General features: G+C 73.1%; 11 protein-coding genes and 3 pseudogenes. 12 read left to right on the top strand and 2 right to left on the bottom strand.

The features are described from left to right. The first annotated feature begins 16 nt into the window (after positions 1-16). The 11 genes and pseudogenes from atpB (at position 17) to AC1VL8_RS00100 (ending at position 9,659) form a co-directional block, all read left to right on the top strand. Positions 17-874: a F0F1 ATP synthase subunit A gene (gene atpB / locus AC1VL8_RS00150; protein ID WP_389232556.1), complete on the top strand. Its 858-nt coding sequence runs from the start codon at positions 17-19 to the stop codon at positions 872-874. Positions 875-971: 97 nt separating this feature from the next. Beyond that, a complete protein-coding gene (atpE, locus tag AC1VL8_RS00145; protein ID WP_275406264.1) occupies positions 972-1,226 on the top strand; it encodes an ATP synthase F0 subunit C in 255 nt (84 codons plus the stop codon). After that, complete coding sequence (locus AC1VL8_RS00140; RefSeq protein WP_389230622.1) at positions 1,223-1,807, top strand: F0F1 ATP synthase subunit B; 585 nt, start codon at positions 1,223-1,225, stop codon at positions 1,805-1,807. The genes atpE and AC1VL8_RS00140 overlap by 4 nt, the downstream gene beginning before the upstream one ends. Continuing rightward, positions 1,807-2,619, top strand: a complete 813-nt coding sequence (locus AC1VL8_RS00135; RefSeq protein ID WP_389230619.1) for a F0F1 ATP synthase subunit delta — start codon at positions 1,807-1,809, stop codon at positions 2,617-2,619. The genes AC1VL8_RS00140 and AC1VL8_RS00135 overlap by 1 nt, the downstream gene beginning before the upstream one ends. An 82-nt stretch (positions 2,620-2,701) precedes the next feature. Continuing rightward, a complete protein-coding gene (atpA, locus tag AC1VL8_RS00130) occupies positions 2,702-4,330 on the top strand; it encodes a F0F1 ATP synthase subunit alpha (RefSeq protein WP_389230616.1) in 1,629 nt (542 codons plus the stop codon). Positions 4,331-4,332: 2 nt separating this feature from the next. Beyond that, a pseudogene (locus AC1VL8_RS00125) lies at positions 4,333-5,225 on the top strand (F0F1 ATP synthase subunit gamma). A 62-nt stretch (positions 5,226-5,287) separates the two neighbouring features. Then, positions 5,288-6,773: pseudogene (gene atpD / locus AC1VL8_RS00120) on the top strand (F0F1 ATP synthase subunit beta). Between the two features lie 53 nt (positions 6,774-6,826). Then, the gene (locus AC1VL8_RS00115) at positions 6,827-7,108 is read left to right on the top strand and encodes a F0F1 ATP synthase subunit epsilon (RefSeq protein WP_389230607.1); all 282 of its coding nucleotides are present in this window, start codon (positions 6,827-6,829) and stop codon (positions 7,106-7,108) included. Between the two features lie 207 nt (positions 7,109-7,315). Beyond that, positions 7,316-7,540, top strand: coding sequence for a DUF2550 family protein (locus AC1VL8_RS00110; protein WP_483076160.1), 225 nt, complete (start codon positions 7,316-7,318; stop codon positions 7,538-7,540). Between the two features lie 19 nt (positions 7,541-7,559). Further along, positions 7,560-8,254, top strand: a pseudogene (nucS, locus tag AC1VL8_RS00105) (endonuclease NucS). Positions 8,255-8,375: 121 nt separating this feature from the next. Further along, the gene (locus AC1VL8_RS00100) at positions 8,376-9,659 is read left to right on the top strand and encodes an N-acetylglucosamine-6-phosphate deacetylase (protein ID WP_483073671.1); all 1,284 of its coding nucleotides are present in this window, start codon (positions 8,376-8,378) and stop codon (positions 9,657-9,659) included. On the opposite strand, the gene AC1VL8_RS00095 is transcribed toward AC1VL8_RS00100, so the two are convergent. Beyond that, positions 9,629-9,955 (bottom strand): helix-turn-helix domain-containing protein, encoded by a 327-nt coding sequence (locus AC1VL8_RS00095; RefSeq protein WP_483073670.1) that lies wholly within the window; start codon positions 9,953-9,955, stop codon positions 9,629-9,631. The genes AC1VL8_RS00100 and AC1VL8_RS00095 overlap by 31 nt on opposite strands. 609 nt (positions 9,956-10,564) lie before the next feature. After that, a complete protein-coding gene (locus AC1VL8_RS00090) occupies positions 10,565-11,563 on the bottom strand; it encodes a LacI family DNA-binding transcriptional regulator (RefSeq protein WP_483073669.1) in 999 nt (332 codons plus the stop codon). 384 nt (positions 11,564-11,947) lie between these two features. Between AC1VL8_RS00090 and AC1VL8_RS00085 the strand changes: the two genes are divergently transcribed. Next, positions 11,948-12,988 carry a LacI family DNA-binding transcriptional regulator gene (locus AC1VL8_RS00085; protein ID WP_483076159.1) on the top strand — a complete coding sequence of 347 codons (1,041 nt, stop codon included), beginning with the start codon at positions 11,948-11,950 and terminating at the stop codon, positions 12,986-12,988. Positions 12,989-13,057 lie beyond the last annotated feature (69 nt).

Raw genomic sequence — 13,057 nt, 5'->3', positions numbered from 1 at the left:
GGTGGCGTGACCCTTCCTGGGAACGCCCGCCGGAGCCTTCGACCTACAGGAGACTGCTCTGTCCAGCCTTGCGACGATCCTGCCGCTCGCAGCCGAAGGCGAGTCCGGGTTCCACCAGCCGTCGATCGCGGAGTTCTTCCCCCCGGCCATCTGGTTCGAGGACACGTTCTACGAGATCAACCGACTCCAGGTCGTGCGCTTCGTCGCCGTGGCCGTGCTGCTCGTGCTCATGGTCGTCGCGGCCCGCCGCGCGCGGCTCGTGCCGCGCCGCGGCCAGAACGTCGCCGAGCTGCTGCTCGACTTCGTCCGCGTCAACGTCGCCGAGGACATCATCGGCAAGGAGAAGGCGCACAAGTACGTCGCCTTCCTCACGACGCTGTTCTTCGCGGTCCTCGCGTTCAACATCACCGGCGTGATCCCGGGCCTGAACATCGCGGGCACCTCGCTGATCGGCCTGCCGATCATGCTGGCCCTCTGGGTCTACGCGATGTACCTCGGCGCCGGCGTCCGCGCCCACGGCCTCGGCGGGTTCCTCAAGAGCTCGCTGTTCCCGCCCGGCGTCCCGTGGCCGCTGTACGTGCTGCTGACGCCGGTGGAGTTCCTCCAGGTGTTCGTGATGCGACCCGCCACGCTGGCCATCCGGCTCATGGCGAACATGGTCGCCGGCCACCTGATGCTGGTCCTCTGCTTCGCGGCCACGCAGTTCCTGCTGATCGACTCGGGCAGCGGCGCGCTGATGCCGTTCGGTGCCCTCACGCTCGTCGGCGGCTTCGCCATCACCCTGTTCGAGGTGTTCGTCGCCGCGCTGCAGGCCTACATCTTCGTCGTCCTGACGGCTGTGTACCTCAGCCAGTCGGTCGAAGAGGAGCACTGACCCAGCACCACCCCGCGCAGGGCCCTCGTGGCCCGGCGCCCCTTGAGACGACCGCCGCCCGACCGGACGGCGGCCAAACGGAAGGAACGAGCACAGCGTGTCTCTTCTCGCGGACCCCAGCGTCATCCTTGCGGCCGAGAACGCCATCTCGGGCAACATCGCGACCGTCGGCTACGGCCTCGCGGTGCTCGGCCCGGGCATCGGCCTCGGCATCCTGATCGGCAAGACCGTCGAGGGCATGGCGCGCCAGCCCGAGGTCGCCGGCCAGCTCCGGACCACCATGTTCATCGGTGTGGCCTTCGTCGAGGTCCTCGGCCTCCTCGGCCTCATCACCGGCTTCCTCTTCACGTGATCGTCGCCGCGCTCCCCGCGGCGAGCATCCAGGCCGCGGAGACCGAGACGGTCGAGGGCTGGCGTCTGCTGGTCCCGGCCAGCTACGACCTCTTCTGGTCGTTCGTCGTGCTCGTCGTCATCGCCGCCGTCTTCTACAAGCTCGTGCTGCCGAAGTTCCAGGCGGTGCTCGACGAGCGCACGGAGAAGATCGAGGGCGGGCTCGCCCAGGCAGCCCACGCCCAGGAGGAGGCTGCCGCGGCGAAGGCCGAGTACGAGCAGCAGCTCCAGGACGCCCGCACCGAGGCCGCACGCATCCGCGAGGACGCGCGCACCGAGGCCACGGCGATCGTCGCGGAGGCCCGCGACAAGGCGACCACCGAGCAGGCGCGCATCGCCGAGACCGCGCGTGCGCAGATCGAGGCCGAGCGCCAGCAGGCGTCCGTCCAGCTGCGCGCGGACGTCGGCTCGCTCGCCACGGAGCTCGCCTCCAAGATCGTCGGCGAGTCGCTCGCGGACGAGGCGCGTCGGTCGCGCGTCGTGGAGCGGTTCCTCGACGACCTCGACGCCCAGACCACGGCGACCGCGGGTAAGGGGAACTGATGCGCGGGACGAGCCGGGCGTCGCTGGTCGCCGCGGAGGGCCGGTTCGAGCCGGTGCTGCGCGAGGCCGGCACGCAGGGTCGGCTGCTCGGCGAGCAGCTGTTCACGCTGGTCGACGCGCTGGACTCGTCCGGCTCGTTGCGACGCACCCTGACCGACCCGTCGGCGCAGGCCGCCGCGAAGACCGCGCTCGTCACGCGGCTGCTCACCGGCGCGGACCCCCGCGTCGTGGCCGCCGCGGGCGACCTGGTCGCCGCGCGGTGGTCCGCCGAGGCCGACCTCGCGGACGCCGTCGAGCAGCTGGCCTTCTCGGCCGTGCTCGCGTCGGCGGAGGCGGACGGCGACCTGGACCAGGTCCAGGTCGAGCTGTTCCGGCTCGGTCGTGCGCTCGCCGGCCAGCGCGAGGTCCGTCGGCTGCTCTACACCGACACGGTCCACGCCGACGCGCGGGGCGTCCTCGTCGACAAGCTGCTGAACGGCTCCGGGGCCGCAGCGACCCAGGTGCTCGCGCGCCGGGCCGCCGTGGCGCCGCGCGGCCGCCGGTACGTGGCGACGCTGGGTCACCTCGACGACCTCATCGCCGAGCGGCGCAACCGCACGGTCGCGACCGTGACGAGCGCCGCGGAGCTCGACGCCGCCCAGCAGCAGCGGCTCGCCGAGATCCTCGGCCGCGCCTACGGGCGCGACATGCAGGTGCAGGTCCTAGTGGACCCGCACGTGCTCGGCGGCCTGCGCGTGCAGGTCGGCCCCGAGGTGATCGACGCGACGGTGCTCGCCCGGCTGGCCGACGCCCGCCGACGACTTGCCAGCTGACGGCTCCCGCCGGGCCGGCGCACTGACCCAGACCACGTGGGAAGCGCACGCAGGACGCGTGCGACACGACAGGAGAGATGCCATGAGCGAGCTGCAGATCCGGCCGGAGGACATCCGCGCCGCGCTGGACAGCTTCGTCACGACGTACGAGCCGACCGGCGCCGCCGCCGAGGAGGTCGGTCGCGTCACGCTGGCCGGCGACGGGATCGCGCGGGTCGAGGGCCTGCCCGGCGCGATGGCCAACGAGCTGCTGCGCTTCGAGGACGGGACGCTGGGCCTCGCGCTCAACCTCGACGTCCGCGAGATCGGCGTGATCGTGCTCGGCGAGTTCACCGGCATCGAGGAGGGCCAGGAGGTCCGCCGGACCGGCGAGGTCCTGTCCGTGCCGATCGGTGACGCGTTCCTCGGTCGTGTGGTCGACCCGCTCGGCCAGCCGATCGACGGCCTCGGCGAGATCGTCGCGGAGGGTCGCCGCGCCCTCGAGCTGCAGGCCCCCGGCGTCATGGCCCGCAAGTCGGTCCACGAGCCGCTGCAGACCGGCATCAAGGCCATCGACTCGATGATCCCGATCGGCCGCGGCCAGCGGCAGCTCGTCATCGGCGACCGCCAGACCGGCAAGACCGCGATCGCGATCGACACGATCCTCAACCAGAAGGCCAACTGGGAGACGGGCGACCCGGACAAGCAGGTCCGCTGCATCTACGTCGCCATCGGCCAGAAGGGCTCCACGATCGCCGCCGTCCGCGGCGCGCTCGAGGAGGCCGGCGCCCTGGAGTACACGACGATCGTCGCGTCCCCCGCGTCCGACCCGGCCGGCTTCAAGTACCTCGCGCCCTACACCGGCTCGGCCATCGGCCAGCACTGGATGTACGGCGGCAAGCACGTCCTCATCGTGTTCGACGACCTGTCGAAGCAGGCCGAGGCCTACCGCGCCGTGTCGCTGCTGCTGCGCCGCCCGCCGGGCCGCGAGGCGTACCCGGGCGACGTGTTCTACCTGCACTCCCGCCTGCTGGAGCGTTGCGCGAAGCTGTCCGACGAGCTCGGTGGCGGTTCGATGACCGGTCTGCCGTTCATCGAGACCAAGGCCAACGACGTCTCGGCGTACATCCCGACCAACGTCATCTCCATCACCGACGGGCAGATCTTCCTGCAGTCGGACCTGTTCAACGCGGACCAGCGCCCGGCCGTCGACGTGGGCATCTCGGTGTCCCGCGTCGGTGGTGCCGCGCAGGTCAAGGCGATGAAGCAGGTCTCCGGCACGCTGAAGCTGGACCTCGCGCAGTACCGGTCGCTCGAGGCGTTCGCGATGTTCGCGTCCGACCTGGACGCCGCGTCCCGCGCCCAGCTGACCCGTGGTGCGCGCCTGATGGAGCTGCTCAAGCAGCCCCAGTACTCGCCGTTCGCGGTCGAGGACCAGGTCGCCTCCATCTGGACGGGCACCAAGGGCAAGCTCGACGACGTGCCGGTGGAGGACGTCCGCCGGTTCGAGTCCGAGCTGCTCGACCACCTGCGCCGCAACACCTCGGTCCTGACGACCATCGCGGAGACCGGCAAGCTCGGCGACGACCTCGAGGCCGAGCTGGCCGCCGCGGTCGACGCGTTCCGGTCGAACTTCCTCAAGCACGACGGCTCGCCGCTCATCGGCGGGGAGTCGGACGACGAGGAGACCGTGGTCGAGCAGGAGCAGATCGTCCGCCAGAAGAAGGCCTGAGCATGGCCGGACAGCAGCGGGTCTACCGGCAGCGGATCAGGTCGACCCAGGCGCTGAAGAAGATGTTCCGCGCCCAGGAGCTGATCGCCGCCTCGCGCATCGGTCGTGCGCGCGCCCGGATGGCCTCCGCGGCGCCGTACGCCCGGGCGATCACCCGCGCGGTGTCGGCCGTGGCGACGCACTCCGACGTGCGGCACCCGCTGCTCGCGGAGCGTCACGACACGAACCGCGTCGCGGTGCTGCTCATCGCCTCCGACCGCGGCATGGCCGGCGCCTACTCGGCGTCGGTCATCCGCGAGACCGAGCGGCTCGTCGAGAAGCTCGAGCAGGAGGGCAAGGAGGTCGCGCTCTACGTGAGCGGCCGCCGTGCCGAGTCGTACTACCGGTTCCGGAACCGCGAGCTCGCGGCCGCCTGGACCGGCCAGTCCGACGCCCCGACCTCGGACCTGGCGGAGGAGGTCGCGGACACGCTGCTCGCGGCCTTCGACGCGGCGCCCGAGGACGGTGGCGTGGGGAGCTGCACATCGTGTACACGCAGTTCGTGAACATGGTCAGCCAGCGCCCCCAGGTCATCCGGATGCTGCCGCTCGAGGTCGTGGAGGGGGTGGCACCGGCCGGTGACCACGAGGCCCTGCCGCTGTACGACTTCGAGCCGAACGCCGCCGAGGTCCTGGACGCCCTGCTGCCGCGGTACGTCCGCAGCCGCATCTTCTCCTGCCTGCTGCAGGCCGCCGCGTCGGAGCTCGCCTCCCGCCAGCGCGCCATGCACACGGCCACGGAGAACGCCGAGGACCTGATCCGCATGTACACGCGACTGGCGAACCAGGCCCGCCAGGCCGAGATCACCCAGGAGATCAGCGAGATCGTGTCGGGCGCCGACGCGCTCGCCTCCTGACCCGCACGCACGACCCGAACCAGCCCGCCGGCTCCCCGGCGGACGACCGAAGGCAGGCAGACATGACCGCGACCACCGTCGACGCGAAGGACACCACCGCCACGCCGGGCGTGGGCCGCGTCGCCCGTGTGATCGGGCCCGTCGTGGACATCGAGTTCCCCGCGGACCAGATCCCCGACATCTACAACGCGCTGACCGTGCACATCGACATGTCCGGTCAGGGCGAGGGCGAGACCGAGGGCGGCTTCACCATGACGCTCGAGGTCGCCCAGCACCTCGGCGACTCGCTCGTGCGCGCCATCGCGCTCAAGCCCACCGACGGCCTCGTCCGCGGCGCCCAGGTGCAGGACACCGGCGCGCCGATCAGCGTGCCCGTCGGCGACATCACCAAGGGCCACGTCTTCAACGTGACCGGTGAGGTGCTGAACCTCGCCGAGGGCGAGAAGTTCGAGGTCACCGAGCGCTGGCCGATCCACCGCAAGCCCCCGGCCTTCGACCAGCTGGAGTCGAAGACCCAGATGTTCGAGACCGGCATCAAGGTCATCGACCTGCTCACGCCGTACGTGCTCGGCGGGAAGATCGGCCTGTTCGGCGGTGCGGGCGTCGGCAAGACGGTCCTCATCCAGGAGATGATCCAGCGCGTCGCGCAGGACCACGGCGGTGTGTCGGTGTTCGCCGGTGTCGGCGAGCGCACCCGTGAGGGCAACGACCTCATCGTCGAGATGGAGGAGGCGGGCGTCTTCGACAAGACCGCCCTCGTCTTCGGCCAGATGGACGAGCCGCCGGGCACGCGTCTGCGCGTCGCCCTGTCCGCCCTGACGATGGCGGAGTACTTCCGCGACGTGCAGAAGCAGGACGTGCTGCTGTTCATCGACAACATCTTCCGGTTCACCCAGGCCGGCTCCGAGGTGTCGACCCTGCTCGGCCGCATGCCGTCCGCCGTGGGCTACCAGCCCAACCTGGCCGACGAGATGGGCCTCCTGCAGGAGCGCATCACCTCGACCCGCGGTCACTCGATCACCTCGCTGCAGGCGATCTACGTCCCCGCGGACGACTACACCGACCCGGCCCCGGCCACGACGTTCGCGCACCTGGACGCCACCACGGAGCTTCTCCCGCGAGATCGCGTCGCGCGGTCTGTACCCCGCGGTGGACCCCCTGGCGTCGACGTCGCGCATCCTCGACCCGCGGTACGTGGGCCAGGAGCACTACGACGTCGCCACCCGCGTGAAGTCGATCCTGCAGCGCAACAAGGAGCTCCAGGACATCATCGCGATCCTCGGTGTGGACGAGCTGTCGGAGGAGGACAAGACGGTCGTCGGCCGTGCGCGTCGCATCCAGCAGTTCCTGTCGCAGAACACCTACATGGCCGAGAAGTTCACCGGCGTCGTGGGCTCGACAGTCCCGGTGTCCGAGACGGTCGAGGCGTTCCAGAAGATCGCCGACGGCGAGTTCGACCACATCGCCGAGCAGGCCTTCTTCAACATCGGCGGCCTCGAGGACCTCGAGCGCAACTGGGCCCGCATCCAGAAGGAGTACGGCGTCTGACGACGTCCGCTCCGCCCGTCTCGATCCGTCCCCCCGCAGGAGGTACCCGTCCCATGGCCCAGCTCGAGGTCGACCTCGTCGACACCGACGGCACCATCTGGTCCGGTGAGGCGCGCCAGGTGAGCGCGCCCGCCTCCGACGGGGAGATCGGCATCCTGGTCGGGCACTCCCCGGTCCTCTCCGTGCTCCGGCACGGGGAGGTCCGGGTGCTCGAGGCCGGTGGCACCGTGCACCGGTGGACCGTCGAGGGCGGCTTCCTGTCCGTCGACGGCGACCAGGTCACGGTCGTGGTGGACTCCGCCGAGGCGGCGACCGCCGGCACGTCCGCGCACTGACGGGAGCGGCGGCGGCGATGAGCGGGCAGGTCGTGCTGATCGCGCTGCTGCTCGTCGTCGCCCTGCTCGTCGTCGCGGGCCTCGCGTTCTCCCGCTGGCACTCGCTCACCAGCCGGGTCGGCTCGTTCCGCTGCTCGCGGCGGGTCGGGGGCCGGTGGGTCCGCGGCATCGCGCACTACGGCGCCCGCCAGCCTCTACTGGTGGCGGCTGCGCTCGCTCGCCCCGCGCCCGGAGCAGGTCTGGCCGCGCGGCCAGATCGCCGTGCTGGAGCGCCGGTCCGCCGTCGAGGGCGCGGCCCCCGGCGGCCCGCTGCTCGTCACCTGCCGGGTCGCCCCCGGTGAGGAGGTCGAGCTGCTCATGACCCCTGAGGCCTACGCCGGCCTCACCTCGTGGCTGGAAGCCGCGCCGCCCGTGGCGCGCACCGTCATCTGACCGTCCCGGAGGACCCCCGATGCGCCTGCTCGTCGCGCGCTGCTCCGCGCGGTACAGCGGCCGGCTGAACGCGCACCTGCCGCTCGCCACCCGCCTGGTCGTGGTGAAGGCGGACGGCTCGGTGCTGCTGCACTCCGACGGCGGCTCGTACAAGCCGCTGAACTGGATGAGCCCCCCTGCACCCTCAAGACGCAGGACGCGACCGGCGAGGCCGTCGAGCGCGGCGTCGCCCAGGTGTGGACCGTCCAGCACACCAAGTCCGACGACCGCCTGGTCATCGAGGTGCACGAGGTCCTGCACGACTCCGCCCACGACCTCGGCGTCGACCCCGGGCTCGTCAAGGACGGCGTCGAGGCGCACCTCCAGGAGCTGATGGCCGCGCAGATCGAGGTGCTCGGCTCCGGCCACACGCTGGTCCGCCGCGAGTTCCCGACCGCGATCGGGCCGGTCGACATCCTCGCGAAGGACGCCGCCGGTGCGACGGTCGCGGTGGAGATCAAGCGTCGCGGGGACATCGACGGTGTCGAGCAGCTGACCCGCTACCTCGAGCTGCTCAACCGCGACCCGCTGCTGGCTCCCGTGCGCGGCGTGTTCGCCGCGCAGGAGATCAAGCCGCAGGCGCGCGTCCTGGCGACCGACCGCGGGATCGCCTGCTTGGTGCTCGACTACGACGCGATGCGCGGGGTCGACGACGTGGACTCGCGGCTGTTCTGACCCCCCGGGGTGGATCCACCCCGCGCGGGTGGAAGATCCCTGTGCGCCACGCCGTGCGTGTCGTGCAGGGTGGATCCACACCGGGCCCCGCGGCACCACCTCTCCCTGCCAGAATGGCCGCGTGACCTCTCCTGCCGAGCTGCCGCTGCCCGTCGTCCTGCGCGGGGAGGTGGTGACCCCGACCGAGGTGCTGACCGACGGGGCCGTCGTCCTCGCCGAGGGCCGCATCGTGTGGGTGGGACCGGCGGCGCAGGTGCCGGCGCGCTGGGCCGACGAGGTGCCCGGCGACCCGACCCCGGGCACCACGCTGCTGCCGGGGCTGGTGGACCTGCACGACCACGGCGGCGGCGGGTCGAGCTTCCCCGACGCGACGACGCGCGAGGAGGCGCTGGTCGCCGCGACGGAGCACCTGCGGCACGGGACGACGAGCCTCGTCGCGTCGCTGGTCACGGCGCCGCGCGAGGTGCTGCTGGCCCGCGCCGCGCTGCTGGCCGACCTGGTGGAGTCCGGCGACCTGGTGGGCATCCACGCGGAGGGGCCGTTCCTGTCCGCCGACCGGTGCGGCGCGCAGAACCCCGCCGACATGCTCGCCGGCGATCCGGCGCTGGTGGCCGACCTGGCCGCGGCGGCGCGTGGGCACCTGGTGACGATGACCGTCGCCCCGGAGGTGCCCGGGGTCGCCGACGGCGGCGACGGGCGCGACGACGCCCTGGCGGCGCTCGTCCGGTCGGGCGCCGTGCCGTCGGTCGGGCACACCGACGCCGCGGCGGAGCAGGTCGACGCGGCGGTGCAGCGCACCCGGGCGCTCCTGGGCGGCGGCCGGCGCGCGGCGGCCGCCGGCGGGGGCCCGGGGCGCGGCCGTTCCGCGCGCCCCACGGCGACGCACCTGTTCAACGGCATGCGCCCCCTGCACCACCGGGACCCGGGGCCGGTCGCGGCGTGCCTCGCGGCCGCGGCACGCGGCGACCTGGTGGTCGAGCTGATCGCGGACGGCACGCACCTCGCCGACGGGACGGTGCGTGCGGTGTTCGACCTGGTCGGGCCCGGCTCGATCGCCCTGGTCACCGACGCGATGGCCGCGGCGGGCATGGCCGACGGGGACTACCGGCTCGGGCCGATGGCCGTCCGCGTGGGCGACGGCGTCGCCCGGATCGTCGAGCCGGACGGCACCGCGGGCGCGATCGCCGGCGGCACGGCCCACCTGCTCGACGTGGTCCGCACGGTCGTCGGCGCGGGGATCGGGCTGGTCGCCGCGGTGCGGTCGGCGGCGACGACGCCCGCGGAGGTGCTCGGTCGCCCGGACCTCGGCGCGCTGGCGGTCGGGCGGCGCGCGGACGTCGTGGTGACCGACGGGGACCTGGGGTGCGTGGCGGTCTACCGCGCGGGACGGCTCGTCACGGGCTGATCCTTAGTCGAGCCCGGAGCGGCGGACGGCGCGTCGTCGGCGCACTCGTCGATCACCGCGGTCTCCATCCGCGCCTCGACGGCCAGGGCGTAGCGGCGCAGCGTCGACAGGGTCGGGTTCGCGTCGTAGCGCTCGAACGCGGCCACCGTCGGCTGGCTCACACCCATCCGCTCGGCCACCTCCGCCTGCGTCAGGCCGTGCGCAGCCCGCATCGCGACGAGGTCCCGCAGCAGGCGTGCGTGGCCGTCGACGAGTGCATCGGCGCGACGGTCGAGCGTGTCCAGGTCGGGAATCATAGATCGAAATCTATTCTCCGCGTCGGGGTTGAGGCAACCCCGACGAGCGACGCAGGCCCCAGAGCGACCCGACACCCGCGTGGTAGCGGTCGAGCGCGACCCTGATCTCCGCGTCCTGCCGGGCGCGGGCCGTCGCGTCGTCCTGTCCGTGCGGCTTCTCGTGCGCGTGCAGCCCGACTGCGCACACCGACAGCGCCAGGGGTTCCGCGTGCAGGAGGCGCGCGCCGGTCGTGGAGTGCCGGGAAGCTCCCGTCCGGGGCGACCTCCGTGACCGGGATGTCGAGCCACCGGATTTCGAACAGGGCGTCTCCCTCGCCGATGGGCTTCACCTGGTCCACCGGTCGCAGCTCGCCCCGGGCCGCGGCTCGGAGCCGCCCGCGGATCTCGGCGAGCACCATGCGTTCCGCGAACGGGTTCCAACGCCGCCCCGGGCGTCCAAGGGCGCGGAACACCGCCGCGGTCGCCGCGGTGACGTGGTCCTCGGGCTCCACGCACGCGTGCCAGTAGAGGTCCACGGGCACGCCGAGGCTGCAGTTCGACGTCCGTCGGGTGGTCGGCACTCGTCGAACGTACGGTGCCGTGCGAGGGTGGTCCGCGCGGCCGCGCCACCTACACGCGCGCGACGCTCCCGTGGTCGGTAAACGCGGGGGCGACGAGGCGGGTCTCGGCGAGGTCCTCGCCCGCCAGGCGGGCCATCACCATCTCGACGGCGATCCGGCCGATGCGCGCGCCGGGGACCTCGATGATCGAGACCGGCACGGGGAGTGCGGCCGCGAGGTCCGCGGGGCTGATCGCGACGATCGACAGATCCTGCGGCACCCGGAGCCCGCGCTCGGCCGCGCGGGCCATCAGCCCGCCGAGCGCGGCCTCGTTGTGCACGACCAGACCGGTGGTGCCGGGGTGGTCGGCGAGCACCCGGTCGAGGGCCTGGGCGCCGCCGGTGAACGTGGGCTCGGCGGGCACGACGGCGGCGGACACCCCGCTGGTCGCGGCCTGCTCCTGGACGCCGTGCCGCATCCGGACCGCGTAGTTCGCGCGGTGGTCGAGGCGGTCCTGCGAGGCGCCGACGAGCACCAGGTGCTCGTGCCCGTGGGCCGCGAGCTCCCGGACGGCGAGCCGGCCGGCGCCGGCGAAGTCGAGGTCGACGCAGCTGAGGCCGGTGGTGTCGTCGGGGACACCGATGAGGATGCTGGGCAGCGCGAGCGCGCGCAGGGCGGGCAGCCGGGCGTCGTCCGCCTCGATGTCCATGACGATCAGCGCGTCCGCGGTGGAGCTCGCGGCGACCCGGGTCATGCCGGCGGGGTCGTCCTGGGTGAGGACGAGGACGTCGTGGTCGTGCTCGCGGGCGGTGGTCACCACGCCGGCGACGAACTGCATGATGATCTGCACGTTGATCCCCGGCCGGAACGGGACCATCAGGGCGATCACGTTGCTCCGGCTGGACGCGAGCGCGCGGGCGCCGGCGTGCGGCCGGTACCCGAGGTCGGCGATCGCCCGCTGCACCCGCTCGCGGGTGGGGGCGGAGATGGTGCGCTTGCCGCTCAGCACGTAGCTGACGGTCGACACCGAGACGCCCGCCGCGCGGGCCACGTCGCCGATCGTCGCCATCGGCCCAGGGTAGTGGGGCGATCGCCCTGGTGGGTGCAGGTCCGCGGTCCGGGTCGACGTGCGCGAGCGCCGGGCCCCCGCGGCGGCGGTGCGCACGCTCCAGCGGGCACGCGATAGTGTGCAAGCGCTTCGATAGTGAGTGCGCAGGCCACGCCGCATTCCGGGGTGTGCGATGCGCGAACTGGCGTCGTGATCGGGACCAAGCGGGACATTCGACCTCCCGAGGCGGTCGAATCGCTTCGACCTAAGCCGTGATCGTTTCGATACCTGCGGCCCTGGACAGCGCCCCGCGACCCGGTCTAGGTTGGCGGCGCGCGAAGCGCTTCGACACCTCATCGCGGAGGGTCGGGAAGCCGTCGAGGAGGAGGGCACGTGGTGGTGACCATGCAGGACGTCGCACGTCGCGCCGGCGTCGCCCTCTCCACGGTGTCGGCCACCCTCACCACCTCCCGCCCCGTCTCGGCCGCGACCCGCGCCCGCGTCGAGGCCGCGATGGACGAGCTCGGCTACCGCCGCAACGCCCTCGCCCGCGGGCTGGCGACCCGGCGCAGCCACGTGCTCGCGCTGACCCACCCGGTCGGCCCGGCGGGCCTCAGCCGCACCTCGGCCGAGTTCCTGCTGAGCGCGGCGGCCGTCGCCCAGGCGCGGGGCTACCAGCTGGTGCTGTGGCCGTTCGCCGCGGACGACGCCGACGGCGTCCTCGAGGTCGCCCGCCAGGGCCTCGCGGACGGCGTGCTGGTGATGGAGGTGCACCGCGACGACGTGCGGGTGCGCCGGCTGCGTGAGGCGGGCGTGCCGGTCGCGCTGATCGGCCGCACCGACGCGCCCGACGACGCGGCGCTGCCGAGCGTGGACGTGGACTTCGACGCGACGCTCGTCGAGGCGGTCGAGCACCTGGTCGCGCTCGGCCACCACCGGATCGCGTTCGTCAACCACGCGGAGCACCGGCTCGCCGAGGGCCACGGCCCGACCGTGCGCGCCGCCGCCGCGTTCGAGCGGACGGCCGCCCTGCACGACCTGGTGTCCACGCAGGTGTTCGCCGACGAGTCGGTGGCCGGCGGCCGGACGGCCACCGCGCGGCTGCTCGACGGCCCCGGCCCGGCGCCCACCGCCGTGGTGACCATGAACGAGGACGCGACCTTCGGCGTCGTCGCCGAGCTCGCCGCCCGGCGGGTCGACGTGCCCGGCGCGGTGTCGGTGCTCGCCGTCGTGTCGTCGCCCGCCGTGACCGGCCAGACCGTGCCGCCCCTGACCACGCTGCACGCCCCCGGCGCGCGGCTCGGTCGCGCGGGCGTGGACGCGCTGCTCGCCCTGATCGAGACCGGCAGCGCACCGCTGCCCGCGCTCGAGCGGTGCCGGTTCGTCGACTGCGGCAGCACCGCGGCGCCCCCCGCCGGCACCGGCCGGCACCCCCAGACCCCCTAGCGGGACCCACGGGGCGGCGCGCACCGGCGCACCGCCCACCGGACAGCACAGCAGGAACTCGACGAGGAG

The sequence above is a fragment of the Cellulomonas sp. KU4C genome, from assembly GCF_056868065.1.
This window is presented reverse-complemented; position numbering and strand designations above follow the sequence as displayed.

Bases quoted from the DNA above. Each gene is read 5' to 3' on its own strand.
- AC1VL8_RS00090 (WP_483073669.1), bottom strand. From the start codon at position 11,563: ATGGCGACGATCGGCGACGTGGCCCGCGCGGCGGGCGTCTCGGTGTCG.
- AC1VL8_RS00135 (WP_389230619.1), top strand. From the start codon at position 1,807: ATGCGCGGGACGAGCCGGGCGTCGCTGGTCGCCGCGGAGGGCCGGTTC.
- AC1VL8_RS00085 (WP_483076159.1), top strand. From the start codon at position 11,948: ATGCAGGACGTCGCACGTCGCGCCGGCGTCGCCCTCTCCACGGTGTCG.
- AC1VL8_RS00115 (WP_389230607.1), top strand. From the start codon at position 6,827: ATGGCCCAGCTCGAGGTCGACCTCGTCGACACCGACGGCACCATCTGG.
- atpA (WP_389230616.1), top strand. From the start codon at position 2,702: ATGAGCGAGCTGCAGATCCGGCCGGAGGACATCCGCGCCGCGCTGGAC.
- AC1VL8_RS00095 (WP_483073670.1), bottom strand. From the start codon at position 9,955: ATGATTCCCGACCTGGACACGCTCGACCGTCGCGCCGATGCACTCGTC.